The organism is Desulfovulcanus sp. (assembly GCF_982781345.1).
In genome coordinates this window covers 22931-44837 of sequence record NZ_CEYAEZ010000015.1, presented here as the reverse complement: position 1 = coordinate 44837, position 21907 = coordinate 22931, and the positions used below count along the sequence as shown (strand labels likewise).

Annotated in this window: 14 protein-coding genes, 1 tRNA gene and 1 pseudogene; 8 read left to right on the top strand and 8 right to left on the bottom strand. The window is 42.2% G+C overall.

The genetic code is table 11. The annotated features are described in order from the left end of the window. Positions 1 to 248: 248 nt before the first annotated feature. From AC3WVG_RS04040 to AC3WVG_RS04030, 3 genes and pseudogenes are all read left to right on the top strand, one after another. A complete protein-coding gene (locus tag AC3WVG_RS04040) occupies positions 249 to 1355 on the top strand; it encodes a glycosyltransferase family 4 protein (protein ID WP_488796896.1) in 1107 nt (368 codons plus the stop codon). Then, positions 1345 to 1821, top strand: a pseudogene (locus AC3WVG_RS04035) (polysaccharide deacetylase family protein); the annotation flags it as partial. The gene AC3WVG_RS04040 and the pseudogene AC3WVG_RS04035, both read left to right, overlap by 11 nt. Positions 1822 to 2412: 591 nt before the next feature. After that, complete coding sequence (locus AC3WVG_RS04030) at positions 2413 to 4200, top strand: ABC transporter ATP-binding protein (RefSeq protein WP_488796898.1); 1788 nt, start codon at positions 2413 to 2415, stop codon at positions 4198 to 4200. A 205-nt stretch (positions 4201 to 4405) separates the two neighbouring features. On the opposite strand, the gene AC3WVG_RS04025 is transcribed toward AC3WVG_RS04030, so the two are convergent. Both AC3WVG_RS04025 and AC3WVG_RS04020 read right to left on the bottom strand, forming a co-directional pair. Further along, positions 4406 to 6217: a chloride channel protein gene (locus AC3WVG_RS04025; protein WP_488796895.1), complete on the bottom strand. Its 1812-nt coding sequence runs from the start codon at positions 6215 to 6217 to the stop codon at positions 4406 to 4408. Next, the gene (locus AC3WVG_RS04020; RefSeq protein ID WP_488796894.1) at positions 6217 to 7158 is read right to left on the bottom strand and encodes a bifunctional riboflavin kinase/FAD synthetase; all 942 of its coding nucleotides are present in this window, start codon (positions 7156 to 7158) and stop codon (positions 6217 to 6219) included. Before AC3WVG_RS04020 ends, AC3WVG_RS04025 begins: the two co-directional genes overlap by 1 nt. Before the next feature lie 155 nt (positions 7159 to 7313). On the opposite strand from AC3WVG_RS04020, the gene AC3WVG_RS04015 reads away from it, so the two are divergent. Further along, positions 7314 to 7400: transfer RNA gene (locus tag AC3WVG_RS04015), tRNA-Leu, on the top strand. A 411-nt stretch (positions 7401 to 7811) separates the two neighbouring features. Next, the gene (locus tag AC3WVG_RS04010; protein ID WP_488796893.1) at positions 7812 to 8819 is read left to right on the top strand and encodes a glycosyltransferase family 4 protein; all 1008 of its coding nucleotides are present in this window, start codon (positions 7812 to 7814) and stop codon (positions 8817 to 8819) included. Between the two features lie 22 nt (positions 8820 to 8841). Here the strand turns inward: AC3WVG_RS04010 and sfsA are convergent, their stop codons facing one another. After that, entirely contained in the window at positions 8842 to 9549 is a 708-nt protein-coding gene (gene sfsA, locus AC3WVG_RS04005; protein ID WP_488796892.1) for a DNA/RNA nuclease SfsA, read from the bottom strand. A 79-nt stretch (positions 9550 to 9628) separates the two neighbouring features. Here sfsA and AC3WVG_RS04000 point away from each other — a divergent pair, with 79 nt between their 5' ends. The 3 genes from AC3WVG_RS04000 (at position 9629) to amrB (ending at position 14630) form a co-directional block, all read left to right on the top strand. Then, positions 9629 to 10621 carry a sigma-54 interaction domain-containing protein gene (locus AC3WVG_RS04000; protein ID WP_488796891.1) on the top strand — a complete coding sequence of 331 codons (993 nt, stop codon included), beginning with the start codon at positions 9629 to 9631 and terminating at the stop codon, positions 10619 to 10621. Between the two features lie 98 nt (positions 10622 to 10719). Then, on the top strand, positions 10720 to 13656 hold the full coding sequence (locus tag AC3WVG_RS03995; RefSeq protein WP_488796890.1) for a tetratricopeptide repeat protein: 2937 nt from the start codon (positions 10720 to 10722) through the stop codon (positions 13654 to 13656). 149 nt (positions 13657 to 13805) lie between these two features. After that, complete coding sequence (gene amrB / locus AC3WVG_RS03990; RefSeq protein ID WP_488796889.1) at positions 13806 to 14630, top strand: AmmeMemoRadiSam system protein B; 825 nt, start codon at positions 13806 to 13808, stop codon at positions 14628 to 14630. A gap of 83 nt (positions 14631 to 14713) precedes the next feature. On the opposite strand, the gene folD is transcribed toward amrB, so the two are convergent. From folD to AC3WVG_RS03965, 5 genes are all read right to left on the bottom strand, one after another. Continuing rightward, the gene (gene folD / locus AC3WVG_RS03985) at positions 14714 to 15559 is read right to left on the bottom strand and encodes a bifunctional methylenetetrahydrofolate dehydrogenase/methenyltetrahydrofolate cyclohydrolase FolD (RefSeq protein ID WP_488796888.1); all 846 of its coding nucleotides are present in this window, start codon (positions 15557 to 15559) and stop codon (positions 14714 to 14716) included. 114 nt (positions 15560 to 15673) lie between these two features. Then, complete coding sequence (gene eno, locus AC3WVG_RS03980) at positions 15674 to 16957, bottom strand: phosphopyruvate hydratase (protein WP_488796887.1); 1284 nt, start codon at positions 16955 to 16957, stop codon at positions 15674 to 15676. Between the two features lie 219 nt (positions 16958 to 17176). After that, entirely contained in the window at positions 17177 to 17950 is a 774-nt protein-coding gene (locus AC3WVG_RS03975) for a type III pantothenate kinase (protein ID WP_488796886.1), read from the bottom strand. Positions 17951 to 18347: 397 nt separating this feature from the next. Continuing rightward, positions 18348 to 20459, bottom strand: a complete 2112-nt coding sequence (locus AC3WVG_RS03970) for a ribonuclease catalytic domain-containing protein (protein ID WP_488796885.1) — start codon at positions 20457 to 20459, stop codon at positions 18348 to 18350. A 127-nt stretch (positions 20460 to 20586) separates the two neighbouring features. After that, positions 20587 to 21861 carry an IMP cyclohydrolase gene (locus AC3WVG_RS03965; protein ID WP_488796884.1) on the bottom strand — a complete coding sequence of 425 codons (1275 nt, stop codon included), beginning with the start codon at positions 21859 to 21861 and terminating at the stop codon, positions 20587 to 20589. Positions 21862 to 21907: the final 46 nt, after the last annotated feature.

The following is a 21907-nucleotide window of genomic DNA, read 5'->3' as shown; positions in this document are numbered from 1 at the left end:
TACTAACTCAATTGATCATGTTTATGATATAGAAAAATTTTTATCTGAAATAAAAAGAGTTTTAAAGATGAAGGTTTTTTTATTTGTGAAATGATGTTGGGGTATGAAGATGAACATGGCAAGCCTATTGACTTTTATGGCGCTTTACACTGGAAAAAAACTGAAGATCTAATAAATTATATTTCTAAAACTCGTTTGAAGGCCGTCTATCAACAAAAATTTTCATCCCCCTGGCATGGTAAACACGTATGGTTTACACCAGAATCCAAAAATTGAGATTGCGCATAATATTTTTTTCATCATCTCAAACAAGCAGTGGCGGCACAAGGCAAGCATTATACAGTGCCCAGGAACTTCAAAAGTTAGGCCATGAAATTATTTTTTTTGTCCCAGCTAAATCAAGTATCATCGAGAAAGGCCCTGATATAGACTGGATAGAACTTCCTGGTAAGACAAATTTGTGGAAAAAAACTTTTTTAGACACCGTACAAAAATTTCAACCAGACATTGTCCATGCCTTCCACAATAAGGCCGTGAAAAAAATTTCATGGTGGAGCTTGCTCTTTAAAAAAAAATATCATTTCCTATGCCTTGCTCATCGGGGGGTTGTATTCAGGCCAAACAACCCACTTCCCTACTGGTCACCAGGCATTGATTGTTTTACTGCTAATTCACACGCTTGTGCTAAGAAACTGACCAGCATTGGTGTGCTAAGAAAAAAAGTCAAAGTTATTTATAATTGTCTACCTCCTCAAAGAGTCCTCCCGGCCAATCCACCTCATGCTATTTTAAAAAAACTAGGAATTGACAAAAAAAAGGTTATCATAGGCACAATAAGTGGAGACTCACCAAACAAGGGAATTAATGTACTTTTACAGGCCGTAGCAAAAATAGAGGATACCGATTTTGTGCTGATAATTATTGGGGGAACTCCAAAAAAATGGCTCCCTGTTTGTCATCAATTAAATATCCATACCTTCACTCATATCCTGGGACATCAAGAAAACATTGCTGATTATTTACAAATCTTTGACATTTTTTGCATACCATCTTTTAGTGAAAGCATGCCTAACACCCTTTTGGAGGCAACCCATTTCGGGCTTCCAATTGTGGCGTCAAATGTAGGAGGTATCCCGGAGGTTCTAGAGGGTAATGGGCTTTTATTCGCCGCGGGGGATAGCAAACAATTGACCCATCACCTTAAACAACTTATCTCCTCTCCAGCTCTCAGGAACTCTTTGGGCCAAAAAAGTTTGGCGTTAAAAAAACTTTTTTTGCCCCAAACAAAAGCAAGGACCCTGGAAAATTTATATCGAGATCTAATCTCAAAAAAAGATAACACACATGTTGGATAGAATAATCCGCAGCATACCTGTTTTATGCTACCATGACATGGGTACTCCTGGTGGACATGACCTGGAGACATTTAAAAAACATCTGGCAACTATCAAAGAACTTGGCTTTCAAACCATCACAGCGAGTCATTTGTATGCCATTTTGACGGGCCAAAAAAAACTGGATGGCAAATATATTGTCCTCACTTTTGATGATTGCCATATCAGTAATTGGGTGCACACCATCCCCCTTCTGGTCAAAGAAAATATGCGAGGTGTATTTTTTGCCATAACAGACTTTATTGCTGAGGGGCCGGCTAGAGACCCCAATAACATTACAAAACCAGACAAATTATCTGACTCGTTTCGCAAGGCATTGAGAGACAAAGATTACTCTCAATTTATGAATTTAGGTGAATTAAAATCAGCTATGCAAGACTTTGGGATGGAAATTTATGCCCATTCAGCAAGACATCTGGGATGCTTTAAAAATACAAAGCAGGTGAGTACAATAAGCCAGGGTGGACACTGGTCCATCTATGGCATCTATAAAGAACCCCGACCAGAGTACCCTGTCTTCGAAATTGGTAGCGCCTATGTTTACAATGGCTTCTGGCCCGTAGAAGATGTTCAACGTTCAAGGTTCAACGTTCAAAATTCAACGGAAGATCATTTTAATTTGCATCAAAAAGGCCAAATTTTTCAAGCAGGCGGAATGCATTTTAGACCACGCTCAGACGAAGAGAGATATAAATTTTGCCTGAGTGATTTTAAGCGCTCTTATGCAACAATCAGGGAAATCAATAAATCCAACCTGCAACTCTTTTGCTGGCCTTGGGGCCACTACGATAAATTATCTTTGACCGCCCTTAAAGAGACTGGATTTGCCGGCGCTTTTAGTCTGGAAAGATATTACAATGGTCCGGGCACAGATCCATTCAGAATCCACAGGATAGGAATAGGCCGCAAAAAAGACCACAAATGGCTTAAAACTAGATTATATATGCACGCCAATGCGCTGGGCTCCAGAATCTTTTTTAAATTTTTCCGCAAAAAAAAAAATCTAAATGAGGAGAAAATGAAGCTAAAATCTGACTGGTCTAACGTAAACAGCCTAAAATTACTCAAGAGATGTCTGGGCTATTTCAAGCCGTATAAATGGCGTATTTTTATCTCCATTATCTCCATGTCCATAGTAGCTGCATGTTCAGCTGCTGCAGCCTTTCTGGTCAAACCTGCCCTGGATGATATTTTTATTAAAAAAGACAAACAAGCTCTTATGTACATCCCTATTCTTTTAATTATCGTTTTTATCGTCAAGGGAGTGTTCAGATTTTTACAAAATTATGAGATGAATTATTGTGGTTTAAAAGTGCTGGAACGCCTTCGCAATGAACTACACTCCAAAATTATCTCCCTGCCTGTAAACTTCTTTGACGACAACCAAACCGGCATGCTCATGTCCAGAATCCTTAATGATGTTACCTTAATCCGAACCAGTCTGCCTAGTATAGTCATGCTTACCAGGCAAATTCTGACCATGCTGGGCTTGTTATTTGTTGTCTTTTACCGCGACCCTTACCTGGCTTCTATTTCTATCCTGGTCCTGCCTCTGGCTATTTATCCATTTATCTATTTTGGTAAAAAATTACGCAAACTGGGACGCAAGAACCAGAGTAAAGTGTCTGATATTGCCTCTTTCTTGCAGGAAATTTTTAGTGGGATAAAAGTGGTCAAAGCCTTTGCCACGGAAAAAAAGGAAGAAAAAAAGTTTAATCAGGAAAATTCAAGGCTGGTTAAAATTGCTATCAAGGAAATAAAATACAATGAGTTGTCTTCCCCTGTTATGGAACTAATCGGAGCATTAGGCGCTGGAATCGTTGTCTGGTACGGTGGCAGCCTGGTCATTGCCGGAAAATCCACCCCAGGAACCTTTTTTTCATTCATGACGGCCCTCATTATGCTCTATGATCCCATAAAAAAATTGAACAGCGCCAACCTGAACATCCAGAAAGCTCTGGCAGGGGCAGAAAGAGTATTTCAAGTTCTTGACAGCAAAGAGCTTCAAACAGAAAAATCCGGCAATTTAACCCTTAAACCGCCTTTCCAAGAATTGATCCTTAAAAATGTCACCTTTACTTATAACGGCTGTAGCACCCCAGCTGTAAACAACGTAAGCCTGAAAATCAAACAAGGCGAAAAGGTCGCTATTGTCGGCCCGAGCGGTTCAGGAAAAACTACCTTGGTTCATCTTTTGCCCCGCTTTTACTGCCATCAACAAGGAGAAATAATTCTTAACGGCCAGCCCATAGAAAAATATACTCTGGCAAGCTTGCGCCTATTTATGGGGATAGTCTCACAAGACAACTTCTTATTCAACTGCAGCATTAGAGAAAACATCGCCTATGGACTTGCCGGAGTTACTGAAGACAAGATTATTGCTGCGGCCAAAGCAGCCTACGCACACGATTTTATTATGGAACTGCCTGAAAAATATGACACTGTTATTGGCGAGAGAGGAGTCAAACTCTCTGGTGGGCAAAAGCAGAGGCTCACCATTGCTCGAGCTCTTTTAAAAAATCCTCCGCTGCTTATTCTGGACGAGGCCACCAGCGCCCTGGATACTGAGTCTGAACGCATAGTACAAAAGGCACTGGACAATCTCATGCGCGAGCGGACAAGCATAGTTATTGCCCACCGATTATCAACTGTCCTTTCAGCGGACAGGATCATTGTCATGTTCAATGGAAAAATCATTGGTGAAGGTACCCACGCTGAGCTTTTACAAACGTGTTCCCTGTATAAACGTCTTTATGAGATGCAATTTAATGAGGATATGGATTCAACGTGTGAAGGTAATGGCTAATTTGTAACTAATCGCAAATGCTTAAGTTCTCTCACACTCCCGCTGACCGCAACTGGATGCTTTTTAAAAAGATAGGAGGTAGAAGCTGCGGGGAACACCATTCAAAATTAATCCCGCACACATATTAAAAAATATCAAGGCTTAATTTTTGATGTGCTGTTGTGTGGTTATCATTTCAACAACTTAATTTCTCAATCTCTACTTACTAACAAACTAACTTTTTAGCCTTCTGTCTCAACGCCCTAAACACATCTTCTCTAGCCAAAAGCCCTAAAATCTTTTTGGGATCACTTTGGTCCACAACAGGAATCTGGCCAAGATCACTATCGACAAATTTAAGCAGAGCAGTATACAAATTATCCTCTGGCACCAAAAAAACTGCCTTCCTGGCCACATCTTTGGCAACCAGCAGATCATACAAACAATCTTCAAAAAGAACCTTCCTTAAATCCTGCACAGCTAAAATCCCTGTTATCTCGTCCTTTTGGTTACGCACAGGAAAATAAAGCTCATTGGTGTTGGCAATAATATCAATTAAGGCCTTGAACGAAGTCCCTTCTTCCAGGATAGTCACCCTTCCGGGCTGATAAAAATCTTTGACCTGTAAATTCTCCAGGATATTTATCGTGGCATCGTCAATATGGGCAGGCGACTCAAATTTATTATCAACCTGATTTTCATAAAGGGAAATATTTCTATTTAAAACCAAGCACAAGGCTGATGCAAGCATCAAAGGAGCCAGCAAGCCATAACCTTGAGTTAGCTCGCAAACCATGATCAAAGGCCCGATAGGAGCATTGGCCACCCCGGCAAAAAAAGCAGCCATGCCCACCAAAACATAGCCACCAGGCTGAGTAACAATATTTGGGAAATATTGGTTTGCAGCATAGCCAACCATTCCTCCGGTCATCCCACCAACAAAAAGGGCCGGAGCAAACATACCCCCACTCATGCCTGAGCCGAGGGTGATGGATGTAGCCAAGGTCTTACCAAGGACGATTCCCAACATACTCACCAAGGTTAACTTGCCCAGAATGGCGAGTTCCAACCAGCCATAGCCTCCACACAGAACCTGCGGAAAAAGAACGCCCAAAACACCCATAATCAGGCCACCCAGACCCATAGTCCAGATAACGCCCCACTTATCCATTAACGGCCTGAAAAACTTATACTTTATAAAATAAAAGGAACGCACATAAAACCAGCCGGAAAGAGCACAGCATAGAGCCAGTATGGCATAAAAAGGAAGTTCCAGGGGATTGGAAAAGCTAAACCTGGGTATACCAAAGATTGGTTCTGTGCCAAAAACAAGAGTGAAAATAGAGTAGGCCACTACAGAAGAAATAACCGAAGGTAAAATTGCTTCGGCCTCAAAATCTTCCTTATAAATTACTTCCACAGCGGTTAAGGCGCCACCTAAAGGAGCTCTGAAAATGGCTCCCAAACCTCCGGCCGCGCCGGTTAAAAGCAAAATACGCCTTTCTTTTGGCGACAGTTTTAGTTTGTCTGCTAAAAAAGATCCCAACCCCGCACCTAAAAGAGAGATAGGGCCTTCTCGACCAGCACTACCTCCGGCCCCAATGGTCAGGATAGATGTTGCGCCCTTAATTAGTGCGACAAGCGGCTTTATTACCCCGCCCTGATTATGAAAGGCCTTGATCATGGAATCTGTGCCATCTGTCCCCCCATGAATACTTTCCGGAATAAATTTAGTCACTAAATATCCGGTAATAATCCCAACTAAAGAGGTAAAAATGGGGATCAGCCAGGGCCTATAGACAGATGCGTGGCCATGAAAAATTTCTTCCCCTGCCGGAGCTGGCAAATTAAATCCAGCTAACTTGTGCACCAATAAAAATTTTAGCCCCTCTACTCCGGCAAAAAATATAATGGCAAGAATGCCGGATATGACACCGGTCAGTGCCCCTAGAATCAGCCACCTTGCATTGGTTATAATTTGGTAAACCTTGACCGATTCTTGCCACAAGCGAATAAGTGGGAAAAAAATCTTTTTCATCAATGCAATTGTGCCTCTGGTGTATTTAAAATTTTTCGTCCCAATTCAATGTCAGCCTGAATTTGTTTTTTCAACGCATCCAATCCGGAAAACTTCTTTTCGGATCGAAGCCTTTGCACAAAATGCACTTTGATATCCTGATCATAAATATTTTGCTTGAAATCAAGAATATGTGCCTCAACAGACAAGTAGTCGTTGCCAAAAGTAGGATTATAGCCAATATTGGCCACGCCTTGCTTTATCAGACCTAAAACCTCCACCCAAACAGCATAAACGCCTGTTTTAGGAAACAGCTCATCTTTCAGACAAATATTTGCGGTAGGAAAGCCAAGCAAAGGCCCACCACGTTTTTGTCCGGATATAACCCTGCCTTGCACCCGGTAAAACCGGCCTAATAACTTTCTAGCTTCCCACACTTGCCCTGCTTGAACTAAATCTCTTATCCGAGTAGAACTAACGACAGCTCCATCGACCATTACCGGCGAAAGTTGTTCGACGATAAAACCAAATTTCTCTCCCAATCTTTTTAATAAATCGTAATTTCCTTTTCTACCTTTTCCAAAGGCATAATCATAGCCTATAATTAATTCTTTGACTTTTAATCCCTGAACCAAATACTTATAAACAAAATCCTCTGGCTCTAAGGCCGCCAATTCTTTAGTAAACTTTAAACACAAAACATAATCGACGCCTAATTTTGAGATAAGCTCTAATTTCTGTTCAGTAAGTGTAATGAACGGTGGAGTCTTTTTATCCACCAAAACTCGTAAAGGATGCGGGTCAAAGGTAATAACCACACTAGGAATATTCAAAATTCTGGCTCGATCTCGAACTCTGGCAATTAACTTCTGATGTCCTAAGTGAACACCGTCAAAATTACCAATAGTCGCGCAAGAAGCTTGTATTCTGTCCCTTAACTCATTGATATTCTTAACGACCATATACCAGCCTAGCCTCCGTATGCTGTTTGAAGATAGCAACAAAGAAAAGCTAACTCAAAAGACGCTTATCTTCAACTCATTGCTTGGTTTACAAAAAAATTGAGCCAAAAAAACTCTTGCCAATAAAAAACAAATTCCTTAATAAACACTTTCGCGCCGAAGTGGTGGAATTGGTAGACACGCTAGGTTCAGGGTCTAGTGGGGGGTTCCCCGTGGGAGTTCGAGTCTCCCCTTCGGCACCATAAGTTAATAAAAAAGGAGCCATCAGGCTCCTTTTTTTGTATTCTAGGCCCATAAGACTTTGTTGAATCGCATCATTTGATTGAACACTTGTCCTTTGCTGATGCAGGCAGAACTGGCGCTTCAAGAATGGCATCGGGTTCTTCGACCTCAAGGTCTCCTTGTAATAACATGCCCTGACATCACTAAAATATGTATACGATGGCTTAAATACACTTTATTGTATCCGATTAGACCAAAAATAAGTAAATTCGATTATACTCTTAAGATAATGGTATATTCCATAGAAATGTCTATGATATTAGAAGAATGAAACGTCTTTTATCAAAAAACGACTTTCAAATAGAATTTGCCTACAGCCCTTTTCCACGCAGAACAAGTCCTTCTTTTATTACCATAGCAAGAAAAATAACATGAGCCTACATTCCATCATTTTTCTAACTCAAGCCGGTCCAACTCTACCGAGCGTACGGTTTCGCGTCATACCTTATATAAAAGCGTGGCAGAAGACGAAACTCCAAATTAGCTATCTCCGTATTCCCAAAACCTTTTTAAAAAGAATTCCTTTTTATCTTTACCTACCAGCTGCCGACATAATAATTCTCCAAAAAAAACTTGTTTCCTCTATTGAACTAAAAATTTTAAGACAAAAAACAAAAAAACTTTGTTTCGACTTTGATGATGCCATCTGGACAAACCATCCCAGTGTGCTTGTAACCCCTAAAATACAACAAAAAAATGCTAGAAATCAAAAAAGATTGAAAGCTTTGGTCAAAAACGTAGATTTGGTTATATGTGGCAATGCTTATCTCAAAAGGGCCGTTGAACAAGAAGCAAAAGAAACTCTTATTTTGCCAACTCCCATTGATACCAGAAAATATCAGCCTAAAACTCTCTTCAAAAAAAAACAAAAACTGATTGTAGGCTGGATAGGCACAAATACGAACCTATACTTTTTAGAAAAAATAATGCCAACAATTTTAAGTCTTCAAGACATCCAACTCAAAATTATTTCCAATCAGATACCTATGGTATTGCCCAATGAGGTTGTATATGAAAAATGGAATGCCAGCCAGGAAGTAAAGCAAGTTTGCTCTTTTGATATAGGTCTCATGCCTCTAACAGATGATGCTTATACTCGTGGCAAATGCGGCTTTAAAATTTTACAATACATGGCTTGCGGCGTTGTACCAGTAGCTTCTGATGTAGGCTTTAACAGAGAAATTATCACTCACGGTCAGGATGGTTTTTTGGTGAAAAATGACAACGAGTGGCATCATTATATTGATATTCTGAAAAATCCCCATATAAGAAGCCAAATGGCTCTTAAAGCAAGACAAAAAGTTCTTGAAAACTTTGATATAACTGTATGTGCCAACCTTCTTCTAGGCCAACTCAAAGACCTCATGGCTCAAGCATAACTATAATTAAAAAGTCCCTTTGTTATCCCTCAAACAACTCCAGTCTCCGTCCCAAAGCTATCCCTTCCTCATCAACAACCACCTGAAAAGGATACGCCTTAACCCCGGCCTTTATAGCCTGCCAAAAAAGTTTGGCAAATTCCGGATCAATAAAATCAGCTGGGCCAAAACAGTTACAGTCAGGTCTTTGGATAAGATAAAAACAGGCTACTTGGTGTCCCTTTTTAGCAAGCCCGATTAACTCACGCAAATGCTTTCTGGCTCGCTCACTTTGGGCATCCGGAAAATAGGCCACATCATCTTCGACCAAGGTTACATTTTTGGCCTCGACCCACAAAACGCCCCCCGGACCCTCTAGTTTAGCATCTAGCCGACTCTGGTTTAGTTTTGCCTCAGGAATAAAGCGTTCATAAACAGCCCATTCAGGAATCAACTTATTTTCCCAAATAATCTTAAGCATTTTATTCGGCACCGAAGTATTTACTCCTACCCAGAAGTGCCCCATATAGATAAGCTCCAATGTATATGGCAATTTGCGCTTTGGATTCTTAGCAGGTGACAGGAGTAAAGTGCGACCTGCCTTAAGCAGACCCAACATAGACCCCGAATTATTTGTGTGCGCCCAAATATCCTGTCCATCTTTTGAGGCCAGGATGGTAAAACGCTTTATGCGGCGTACGAAACGGGCCTGGATACAGTCTTTTGGTAAAAACAATTTCTTTTTATTCATTTAGGAAACTCAGGTGTTGACTTTCTGTCATTATTTTGACAGCAACAATATGTTAACTAAATAAAATCCAGGAGAGATTATGTCACTTGATACAACAGGCATTATCGGCCAAAGCCCTGCCTTGCAAGAAGTATTTAAAATCCTGGCTAAAGTTGCCCCAACAGATACTACTGTCCTGGTTACTGGAGAATCAGGAACAGGAAAAGAATTGCTTGTCCGGGCTCTTCATAGGAATAGTCCCAGGGCAAATCAACCTTTTGTGCCTATAAATTGTGGAGCCATTCCTAAAGAACTTTTAGAGTCCGAACTCTTCGGCCATGAAAAGGGTGCATTTACCCATGCTATCAGGTCCAGGGCCGGCAGGTTCGAACTGGCTAATGGAGGCACCGTCTTTTTAGATGAAATCGGGGAAATGGATCTTAGCCTACAAGTAAAAATTTTAAGGGTTATTCAAGAAAAAGAATTTGAGCGAGTCGGAGGAACTAAAACCCAAAAAGTTGATGTACGCATTGTCGCTGCTACAAACAGAGACTTGGAAAAAGAAGTAGCCAAAGGTACATTTCGCGAAGATCTTTTTTACCGCCTCAATGTAATTCCGATTAGCCTGCCCCCTTTAAGAGAAAGGGGAGAAGATATTCTAATTTTGGCCGAATATTTTCTTGAAAAATTCTGCGCGCAAAAAGGCCGTGAAAACATGTCCATTTCTCCTGCCGCCAAGGAGCTCTTACTTAATTATCCCTGGCCAGGTAATGTCCGGGAACTGGAAAACTTCATGGAACGGCTGACTATCCTGTGTGAAAACACAGAGATTCAACCAGAAGACTTACCAAGAAAACTCCTTGAGGCCTCAGGGATTAAACCAAAACCAAAAACTTCGGCCTTTGCCTGGCCCCGACTTAAAGACATGCAAAACAACAAGATGAATTTAAAGGATTTTTTAGATAAGATTGAAGAAAACCTGCTCATCGAAGCCCTGAAACAGGCTCAAGGTGTTAAAAATAAGGCGGCTGAAATCCTCGGTATCAAGAGAACAACATTGATTGAAAAATTAAAAAAGAAAAAAATATCCTAATATTTTGCCTAAAAATTGCATACAATTTTAAACTTTGAATATTAAGAACTACATAGAAGAAATGATCTCAATTTTTACCAATCGTTTCAAGGTAAAGAATGGCAGTAGCTAACTTGCATTATAGAATAAAATCAACCCCCCTCCTTTTTATCGTGGTCTTGGGGATATTTCTTTGGGAAAGCCTGCTCCCAAAACAATGCGCTGCCTTGATCTATTATTGGGGCAAACACCCTCAAAATGAACGAATCGTCTTTAAGCTTGACCAAAAAAAACCAGAATTTAAATTAGAGAGAACAGCAAAAAAACAACTCACCCTTTTTTTACCACCGGATATATGGAAAAATGAACTTAAACCAACCCCTGTTGACCTATCCTTTTCTCGTTTGGTGGAAAAAATCATTATTTCCAAAAACGGTATTGAAATTATCACAAAACATCCCAATTTTGGCTTTATCACCTTTAACCTCGCCAAAGAGAAAAAAATCGTCCTGGATATCTTTTATGACCCTTTAGGAGCCAAATGGTCTCCACCACAAAAGCCTAAGAAAACCAAGAGGCAAAAAAAATCGACAAGTACGACCAAAACACAGCCAAAGTCTACTCCAAAGACCGCTGCTGACTCTGCCCAGGCTCACACACCAAAAACCAAACCAGGGCCTATCAAACGAAAAATTCAGGCCAAACCAAAACCACCAGAGCCACCAGAACACAACGCATCTGCCACACCTGTATCCAAGCCCATAACACCGGTTCCAAAACCAACCAAGGTGACAAACGCAACTGTCTCCAAAAGACCTAGCCAGGTCAAAAAAGAAGTACCTTATAAACTCAAGGCTAAAATAAAAAGAGTTCCTCCAGACCAAGCCCAGACCATACGTCCTCGATCTGCTCAAGAAGTGAAAGCCCCCGTTGAAACAGAGAAACCCAGTGTCCCAAAGGAGCAAGCAAAAAGTAAAACACAGGTACCCGTTCAACAAATCCCTGACACAGCAGCTGCTCCACCCGATTCCAGTAAGGCAACAGCACCAGAGAGCACAACCTCCGCAACAACAAAAGCAAACCAAAACGCAACTGCACAGCCTGATTATCAAGGCATACTTACCAACATTAGGGCAGCTATTGCCAATGGTGAACTCGATGCTGCGATGGAAACGCTAGTCCCCTTGGTTAATGACCCGCGCCTCCCTGAAGAACTCAAGGAAGAAGTACTTTATACACATGCTGATCTCCTTTTTCAAATAAACCGCAATAACCTGAAGGAAAATTTTTCCCAAGTTGTCGAAGCCTATGAACGAGCCATAAATTATGATCCCAAATCACCTAGACTCCCTTCTGCCTTGCTCAATTTAGGTTATGTCCACCTGACAGTTGGCAACATCCCGGAAGCGCGGGCCTATTTTAATCTTTTGCGCAAGAAATATCCTTATGATCCCGATATTCCCCTGACCTATTTTTATTGGGCTGATTTTTATTTTCGAAAAAAAGATTATCAAAAGGCTGCCGATGAATTTCAGTATATTATTCAAAAATATCCTGACCACCGTATAACGCAGCAAGCAGCAGTAGGCTTGGCCAAGAGCCTAAAACAACTTGAATTTTTCAAGCAGGCCTTAGATATCGTGGAATACATAGAACAAAGATGGCCCAGATACTACATTGATGACCCTGATTTTTTAATTTTGTCTGGTTACGTTGCTTATAAGAATAAAAAATATGACCGGGCCAAAGAGCGATTTTGGACTTATGTAAATCTGCTCCCGGATGGAGACAAGGCAGACATTGCTTTGGCCAGAATCGGCGACATCTATCTTCTTAAAGGTAAAAAACGGGCAGCCAAAGAAATTTATGAGAAAACATCCCAAAAATTTCCCGACCGGGAGGGCGGGCTAATAGCAGCTATGCGCCTTGCAGAGGAAGGAATTTATGACCAACCCAGTATAAAAGATATGTTTTCAGTCTTTGACCGGCCTTATACCCTGCGCCCCCAAAAAATTTATACTTTAATCAGTAATAAATATCCAGACAGCCCTCTAGCGCCTGTAGCCCTGATCAAATTGGCCATTTGGGAGTTATGGAACAAAAAAGAATTGCAGGCCTTAAAGACAATAGATAATTTTTTAAGCAGATATGGACAAAAAAAACTTCGCTCCAAGGCCCTGGATGTGGGAGTACAAGCCTTTGTTCAGCTAGTACACAGATATGTGCTGGAAAACAATTATAAGCAAATACTCAACGCGTGGACAAAGTATCCTTTTCTATCTCAAAATTTAACTAAAATAGACCCTGAAACCAGACTGGCCCTGGCCACAGCTTTTTTAAATAATAACCAGATCAACCAGGCCATCAAACTAGCACAACCTATATTAGACAAAAAAATTGTTAATCAAAACAGTTTCACGGCCCTGGCCCTACTCCTCAACATCTATTTTAAAACGGAAGATTGGAATAAAATTATAGAATTAGGAGAAAAGTGTAAGGATTGGTCCCTGCCTAAAAAGCAAAAACAGCAATTAAATTATGCTCTGGCCCTGGCTTATGAAAATTTGGACCAGCCCTCAAAGGCCATGCCATTGTGGAGAAAACTAGCTGCAGATATAGATCTCCCAGCTAAACAACGCGCTTATGCCTTGTATTTTCTAGCCCAAAATGCATTGTCCCAGGGAGATCTTGAGAATGTGTATATTTTCGCCCAGGAAGCCCTGTCCATTTTTCTAGAAAATAAAGACGACATCCCAAAAATTAAGTCTTGCCTTGACCTTTTAATCCAAGCTACGGAAAGGACTGGCCGTAAAAAAGAGGCCCTGGGCTGGGCCCTGGAATTGGCTACCTATATTAAGGAGGATGATCCCGACTGGCCAGCCTTCCAGTACCGTCTGGCCGGACTCTATAAATTAAATGGAGATACAGCCTCCTGGATCAAAATCTTAAACGAACTTATAAATAAAAAACCAAAAAGCCTGTTTAGCAAAATGGCCCAATCAGACCTGAATTCAGCCCAATTACTTAAGGAAGCCGAACAATACTTTGTTGAGTAGTTAAGTGGTTTAAGTAGTTGAGTAGTTGAATGATTGAGGTGAGGCAGCCCCATATCTTTGAGCGTTAATAGTAAACCATTCAGCCAAAAAGCCAGTAAACCAATAACAATTAGCCCCACTAGACTACTTAACTTAACCATGGAGGGAAAATGGACAGACAACCCATTGTTGCCGGCCAATTTTATCCAGGCACGCCCCGAACTCTTTATCAACAGGTACAGGAACTGCTCCAGGGTCAACCTGAGATCGATGAAAAGACCATTCTGGCCATGGTCCCCCATGCCGGATATATCTTCTCTGGTCCAGTAGCAGGAAAAACTTTATCCCAGGCCAATCTCGGCCAGACCATTGTCCTCTTAGGGCCCAACCATTCCGGTCACGGGGCCCGGCTTTCCCTTTGGCCCAATGGAAAATGGATAATTCCAGGCGGCTATTTTCAAGTAAATGAAAATTTGGCCCAGGAAATCGAAAAAATACCAGGTATAAGCTCTGATTATCAAGCCCACCTTTATGAACACTCCCTGGAGGTGATACTACCCTTTTTATGGGCCAAAAATAATAACATCCAGATTGTTCCCTTGAGTGTTTCCGAGTTTAATTTGGAAACTCTTCTCCAGGTGGGTCAGGAGCTAGCCCAGGCCATTTCTCGCTATACACAAAACTCTGGACTCAAACCAAGTGATGTCTCCCTGGTAGTAAGTTCAGACATGAGCCACTATGTTACTCATAAGCTGGCCCAAAAAAAGGATCAAAAGGCCATTGAGCAAATCCTAAACCTGGACCCCAGAGGGCTTTTTACCGTTGTCCAGCAAGAAAACATCTCTATGTGCGGAGTCTTGCCCATGACCATGGGCCTTGCGTGTGCCAAAAGTCTCGGAGCAACCAAAACAAGGCTTGTTGCCTATGCAACTTCTGGTGAAGTTAGTGGTGATTATGATCAGGTGGTTGGTTATGCTGGAATTTTGGTTGGTTGAATAGGTGAATAGCAAGGGCGGATTATCTATCCGCCCTTGTGTTTGTCGAGTAAAAAAATGGCTAACTTGACCTCTTAACCTTTTTACTTTTGCCTTAACTTAAAGGATTGAACAGTATTGAGCAAAAGTTGAGCAATGGTCATTGGACCGACCCCTCCAGGTACCGGGGTAATGGCCGAGACTATATCTTTCAAGTTTTCAAAGTCACAATCCCCAACCAGGCCTTCTTCTGTTCTGTTTATACCAACATCAACTACTACTGCCCCCGGCTTGACCATTTCCCTAGTCACAAACTTAGCACGCCCCACAGCTGCAAAAACAAAGTCCGCCTGGCTGACCTCCGAGGCTATATCCTGCGTGCGAGAATGACAGATTGTGACTGTAGCATTGTCCTGTAAGAGCATCAGAGCTAACGGTTTGCCAACAATATTACTCCGACCGATGACAACGGCCTTTTTGCCCTGAACACTCAAGTCGTAGCGCTTAAGCAAGGTCATTATTCCGGCAGGAGTACATGAGCGTAAACCATCTAGACCCAGAGTCAATTTTCCTACATTTACAGGATGAAAACCATCCACATCTTTTTCGGGCAAGATAAGTTCCAGGCACCTCTGGCTGTCCAATCCTTTGGGCAGAGGAAGCTGGAGTAAAATTCCATCAACCTCAGGATCCTCATTTAAGGCGCAAATCTTATCCTCCAACTCGACTTGAGTTATCTCCGCTGGCAGATGAAACCCTTTGGAGATAATCCCCACCTCGGCACAGGCCTTTTCCTTGTTGCGCACATAAACCTGGGAGGCTGGATCTTCACCGACCAGAATAACCGCCAGCCCGGGAGTGCGACCAGCCTGTGATTTTAGCTGAGCAATCTCCTCTTTTAATTCCTGTCTAATCTGTGCTGCTGTTTCCTTACCATTTAATATTTTCATAACCACCTCTTTTGTTGTTCAATGTTCAACGTTCAAGGTTCGATGTTCAACGTTTGACGTAGATTTCTGTTCACTGTCTACTGATTTTAGTGTCTGTTCACTGATCACTGTTCACTAACTCAACTGGCTCGCCATAGCCGGACCAAAGTAAATAGCCTGCTCATCAAGTTCCTCCTCAATGCGCAAAAGCTGGTTGTATTTGGCCAGGCGGTCGCTACGACAAAGCGAGCCGGTCTTGATCTGACCAGCATTCATGGCCACAGCCAGATCAGCGATAAAAGTATCCTCTGTTTCTCCTGAACGATGAGAAATAACAGTAGTGTAAGAAGCCTCTTTGGCCATCTCAATGGTATCCAAAGTTTCTGTTAACGTTCCGATCTGATTTAATTTAATCAAAATAGAGTTGCCAACACCCTGCATGATCCCCTCGGCCAACAAGGACGGATTGGTGACAAAAATATCATCGCCCACCAATTGGACTTTATTTTCCAGGGCTAAAGTCATAGCCTTCCAGCCTTCCCAGTCATTTTCCGCCAGCCCATCTTCAATACTAATCAATGGATAGGCAGCAATAATTTCTTTGTAATAATCAATAAGCTCGTCAGCAGTAAAAACCTTACCTTCTCCCTGAAGGTTATACTTACCATCCTGATAAAACTCTGTTGCTGCCGCATCAATGGCCAGGCCAACTTCTGAACCGGGCTGATAACCTGCCTCCTCTATAGCCTTTATAATATAATCAAATGCCTGGCGATTACTCTTTAAGTTTGGAGCAAAGCCACCCTCATCACCAACGGCTGTAGAGAGCCCATCCTTGGCTAAAATACTTTTCAGGGCGTGGAATATTTCAGCCCCCATGCGCAAGGCATCTCTAAAGGTAGCCGCTGCCAAGGGCATAATCATAAATTCCTGGATATCCAGATTGTTGGGTGCATGCACCCCACCATTTAAAATATTCATCAAGGGAACAGGCAAGACTTTGGCATTTACCCCGCCAATGTATTGATACAAAGGGAGTCCGAGAAAATTGGCTGCTGCTCTGGCTGTAGCTAACGAAACACCCAAAATAGCATTTGCCCCAAGCTTTGACTTGTTTTCAGTGCCATCTAAGTCAATGAGCATTTCATCGATTTCAACCTGACGCAAAGCATCATAGCCTATAATTTCGTCAGCTATTTCTTCAAGCACATTGGCCACTGCCTTGCTCACGCCTTTGCCGCCATACCTGGACTTATCCTGATCACGTAGCTCTAAGGCTTCCTTGGAGCCAGTAGATGCCCCGGAAGGCACTGCTGCACGTCCAAACACACCAGATTCCAAAACAACTTCCACCTCAACAGTGGGATTACCCCTGGAGTCCAAAATCTCCCTAGCCCAGATATCGGTAATAATACTCATCTCTATTCTCCTTTTTTATATTAAAGTTTGTAATTTGCAGTGGGAAAACCAAGGTTAAAAGATCAAAAAGTAAGGACGTCCTGAATGAAATCCCCCATTATGCTCTGCCTGCAAGCAATATATAGATGGGTCCATGAGTTTGCACCTGCATGAAAGAATCCAAAGCTGAAAATAATTATGAAAACTTGCCCTCTTAAATATGGTTTGGCTACAGACTCTCTAGCCTTTTTCAATATAATAAGCCATCTTTAAACCATGAAAAAGAAGATCCGGACGGACTTCCTGAATTTTAATGCATACACTAGCAATTTTATCGGCAAACCCGCCAGTGGCCAGGATAAAAACATCTTCACCTAACTTTCTTTCCAACTTACTAACCAATCCATCAACAAGGGAAGCGAAACCAAAAATAATCCCCTGGCTTAAGCTGTCTTTTGTACTCCGACCTATTTCAAGGTCTTTATTTTGTATATCCAAATTGATTTGGGGGAGCTTGGCTGTCTGCGTACTCAGGGCCTTGATTGAAGACAAAACTCCAGGACAAATCAAACCGCCAAGATAATCCTGTTCATATACGCAATCAAAGGTCGTCGCTGTACCGAAATCAACAACTATAAGCCCTTTATTAACATATAACTTTCTTGCGGCAAAAGCGCAGATTAGCCTGTCTGCCCCTACCTCATTGGGACGTGAGTATTTATTTTGCAACCCCAAAGAAATGTCATTCGGGACAAAATAAACAGGACAATGACAAAATCTTTGCCCGGCTTGTTTGAGCAAACTGTCCATAAGCGGAACTACAGAGGAAACAACCCAGGCCTGAATGCTCCCTGGTTCCACCCGATTAAACTGAAGCATCTGTAAAATTTTCAGACCCAGCGAGTCAGATGTCTCAGAGATATTCGTGGGCAAAACAAAACCACCCAAAATATTATCCCTATCTGCCAGGCCAAATTTTATATTTGTATTCCCTACATCAATTAATAATATCATTATTGAAATTTACTAGGTTTAAGTTCAAGGTAGCAGGCTCAAAGTTTAGAAATAACGTTGCAAACTAAACTCCAAGAAGCCCATGCTCGACCGGACAGGCCGCCCTTACAAGCTCAAAAAAACTCAATGTACTCAATTTGCCGCGCAACATATTGCTCCTAAATTGAGCTATTTTTTTACAGTTCAAACTTTGAGATTGCTTCGTCGCTTCGCTCACGCTCGCTCCTCGCAATGACAGGATGAGCGCGAAGTCATTGCGAGGGCAGCAAAGCTGCCCGTGGCAATCTCACCCATTGGGTGAGAATCGTCGGTGGCTCAAAATCGACTTTTATTCCAATGTGTTTAAAAATTAAAAATTGCTCAACTGCTCACAATTCAATTATTCCACGGAGTAACATCAACAAACTTCTTGTGCTCCGCTGACCTTGATTTCATTGTGCAAAGGATCAACTCTGCCCAGTCTTAGTTTAAATTTTTGTCCGATTCTGACTTTATCCCCTATAATATTGCGCGCAACGCGCACTAATATCTGCTCTCGAGGCAAAGATAACACAACTAACGGTCCGGATTTATCTACAACAACCCCTGTCCAGTTCATCTCCTTAGCCTTTTGCTGAAAATAGACCAACTTCCAGTATCTTGGCCGAAATCTTTGTACTTGGCTCACCGCACCCTGACGAGAATTCAAATAGGGAAGTAACTTTTCCAATTCTTCCTTTGACCACAACGGGATGTTTTTTTGCAAAAAAGTAATGGTCTGGGCCAGATTTAAGAAATCAACATAGCGTCGTAAAGGAGAAGTGATGGGAGCATAAGCGGCAACGGCCAGGCTACGATGAGGCTTAGGGGTAACTTCAGTAATAGTGGCACCCATAGCCTTAACCAAAGGATAAATTTCTTCCGCCTTTGTCCACACTCCCCCGCTTTGTTCCGGCAAAACAATATCCTGAGTACGGTATAAAAAAGGCACTGATTTATCCATGGCCCATAAGCCCATGGCCATATTAGCCAGAATCATGAACTCAGATACAATAAGTTGGGCCCGCGCATAAAAGGGTTTATCCTGTAAATCAACAACAACTTTACCGTCCCTGTCCTGAAGGACAATCTCCGGTTCTGCCTGCTCAATGACAACAGCCCCATTGTCCAGACGATTCTGCCTAAGGATACGAGCAAGTCCCAGAGCCTGTTCGAGCATCTGGTCTTGCTTTTCAACCAAAATTTTCTCAACCTGAGAATAGGTTAAATTTTTCTGTACCCTTATCCAGGCAAACTCAGGTTTAAATTCAACTATTCTCCCCTGCTCATCCACAATAAAATCTAGCAAGAGAGAAGGCTTGGTTTCGCCTTGCTTTAAACTAAAAGTCTGCGTAGCCAGCTCCACAGGCAGCATGTGGCTAGTACCTTCAGGCAGATAGAGACTGCTCACCCTATGCATCACGGCCCGGTCCAGCTCAGAGCCGAATTCCCAACCCAAAATCGGACAGGCCAAGGCCAATTTCAAACGAAAACCTGTATCCTGTCTTGCTACATAAAAGGCATCATCAATATCTTTTGTGGATTCTGAGTCAATACTGACTAATTCGCTCAGAGCAGGTTCCTTTATATCCTGGGAAATTTTCTTTTTAATCTGTTCAATCTGCCCGGCATACTTATCTTCCCATGATCTACCCCAGTCATACTCGGCCTGATCTAGCAGGTAGTTATAATGTTTAGGAAGTATGCCCCACTCTTGCGCTAAAACAAGCGGTAGCAAAGGATCATCGGGCAGTCCGCGAGATATCTGCTTCCAAATTTTCTCACTTTCCCGATCCTCAGGGTCCTTAATTCTCTTTAATAAAAGTTCTTTTATCTGTTCCCTTATTTCAGGATCATCAGGCGGTACAACTTTTTTTTGCTTTCCTACATTTTGCCATAGTGTCTTTAAAAAATCTTGTCCCAGGCTGACTAATTTTTCCCTTAAGGCAGCTTGTCTTAATTGTTCAACTCTTTTTTGGACAACCTCCTGACTGTAAACCTCAAAGTCAGGAGGGTTAAACTTGAAATGCGTTTTGGCTCCGAGCATGGCCCGTCCCAGAGCCGCTATCTGATCTATGGATGGTTCTTCCCAGATAAGACTTGCAAACCAAAAGATAGAAGCCTGTGTAATTTCTCCCTGGGCCAATTCCCAGACTTCCAGGACATCAATCTCCTTGGTCAATTTTTCGCGTCTGGACTGGTGTTTCTTCAGGTTATCTAGAATATCCTGCCTGGACAATGAATCAGAATATGCCGGACCAACCCAGGGCAATACCCTGGAACCCGGCAACTTCATTTCTCTTTGATTAACATTAAAGACCCTGAGCCGGGAGCTTTGCACGTCCAAAACCCAAGCTATCTGAGCCTGATTGTTCTGCAAATATTCGACTACTGCTCCTGGCTGAATTGAGGACTGAGGAAACAGGGCTGAGGTCTGAGCGTTATGGACCGAATTTTTATCAGTATTGCCCTGATTTCTATAATTAACCATAAATCTACCCCTTTATTCCCACCTAAACCCAACTAATTGCTCAACTCTTATCTTGCTCCTCTCTATCAATATCCCGCTCTGAGTTCTGAGCCCATCATACATCACTCAGTCCTCAACCCTGATTCTCTTAATGTTTAAATGAGCGCTGCCCGGTAAATACCATAGCCACCTGTGGTTCAGCCTGATTAACAGCTTGAATAACCTCAAAGTCACGAATAGAGCCTCCTGGCTGAGCAATGGCAGTTATGCCCTGCTCAATGGCTACGTCTACTCCGTCCCTAAAAGGGAAAAAACCATCAGAAACCATGACAGAACCTGGCAGTCCGCCCTTGTGAGCTTTGGTTCTCTCCTGGATATCTTCCAAGACCTTGGCTGCCTCCGGATCATTTTTGGCCTTTAATTTTAATTCATACAGTGAAAGGCCATGTTCACTAAAAGCCAGATTATCAGCGTACTTGGTATAGGCTTTATGGATAGTCAGTTCCACACAGCCAACCCGATCCTGCTCTCCAGTGCCTATGGCCACTGTCTGACCATCCCGGGCAAAAATTACAGAGTTGGAAGTCACTCCTGCCTCCACTGCCCACGCAAAGATCAAGTCATCCATCTCGCGAGAATCAGGTTTCCTGGCCATGACCACCTGCCCATCTTTTTCCGCAGAAGCAGGAATAAAGTCATCTGCACTTAAAATTTTGTTCCGGAATGAAAATTGGGCAATAATCCCGCCATCAACCAATGATTTGAGGTCCAAAAAAGGCGTGTTCACTAATTTTTCTAATTCAGCGAGGCCTGGTATTTCCAGTATACGTAAATTTTTCTTTGTCTTTAAGACATCAATTGCCCCCGGTTCATAAGCAGGCGCTGCTACCACCTCAAAATAATATTTAGTCATAAACTCGGCACACTCTTTAGGTAACGGCCTATTAACAACAACAGCACCACCAAACGCAGCAATGCGATCCGCAAAATAGGCCTTGCTCAATGCTTCTTCCAAGCCTTGTTCCGACCAGGCAGCTCCGCACGGGTTGTTGTGTTTTAATATGACCGCAGCCGGCTTTCTGGTCAAATATTGCAAGATGTTAATACCATTATCCACATCGGTGAGATTGATCTTGCCCGGATGTTTTCCCGATTGAATTAGATTTTCTTCTTTGAGACTGGAAACCAGTCCGGCACCCGGAGAACGAAATTTCACTCCTCCAAGCTCTAGATCGCCTTCAACCAATTCATATAAAGCTGCGGGCTGATCAGGATTTTCCCCGTACCTTAGGCCCTTTTCCTCTCCTTCAATAACCCAGGATCTTCTCACAAATTTCAAGACTTGATCTCCTAAAGTTAAACTCATCTCCGAGGGAAAAGGATCTTTGACAACTGTCTTATACATTTCCTTGATATTTTTCATACTTTCCTCCAATATTTTGAGTTTATCTCGCCAAAGGCGAGCTAGT

Coding starts and splice junctions, on each gene's coding strand:
- AC3WVG_RS04030 (WP_488796898.1), top strand. CDS start 2,413: ATGAAGCTAAAATCTGACTGGTCTAACGTAAACAGCCTAAAATTACTC.
- AC3WVG_RS03975 (WP_488796886.1), bottom strand. CDS start 17,950: ATGATATTATTAATTGATGTAGGGAATACAAATATAAAATTTGGCCTG.
- AC3WVG_RS04020 (WP_488796894.1), bottom strand. CDS start 7,158: ATGGTCGTTAAGAATATCAATGAGTTAAGGGACAGAATACAAGCTTCT.
- folD (WP_488796888.1), bottom strand. CDS start 15,559: ATGAAAATATTAAATGGTAAGGAAACAGCAGCACAGATTAGACAGGAA.
- eno (WP_488796887.1), bottom strand. CDS start 16,957: ATGAGTATTATTACCGATATCTGGGCTAGGGAGATTTTGGACTCCAGG.
- AC3WVG_RS04040 (WP_488796896.1), top strand. CDS start 249: ATGGTTTACACCAGAATCCAAAAATTGAGATTGCGCATAATATTTTTT.
- AC3WVG_RS03995 (WP_488796890.1), top strand. CDS start 10,720: ATGGCAGTAGCTAACTTGCATTATAGAATAAAATCAACCCCCCTCCTT.
- AC3WVG_RS04000 (WP_488796891.1), top strand. CDS start 9,629: ATGTCACTTGATACAACAGGCATTATCGGCCAAAGCCCTGCCTTGCAA.
- AC3WVG_RS03970 (WP_488796885.1), bottom strand. CDS start 20,459: ATGGTTAATTATAGAAATCAGGGCAATACTGATAAAAATTCGGTCCAT.
- amrB (WP_488796889.1), top strand. CDS start 13,806: ATGGACAGACAACCCATTGTTGCCGGCCAATTTTATCCAGGCACGCCC.
- AC3WVG_RS04010 (WP_488796893.1), top strand. CDS start 7,812: ATGAGCCTACATTCCATCATTTTTCTAACTCAAGCCGGTCCAACTCTA.
- sfsA (WP_488796892.1), bottom strand. CDS start 9,549: ATGAATAAAAAGAAATTGTTTTTACCAAAAGACTGTATCCAGGCCCGT.
- AC3WVG_RS04025 (WP_488796895.1), bottom strand. CDS start 6,217: ATGAAAAAGATTTTTTTCCCACTTATTCGCTTGTGGCAAGAATCGGTC.
- AC3WVG_RS03965 (WP_488796884.1), bottom strand. CDS start 21,861: ATGAAAAATATCAAGGAAATGTATAAGACAGTTGTCAAAGATCCTTTT.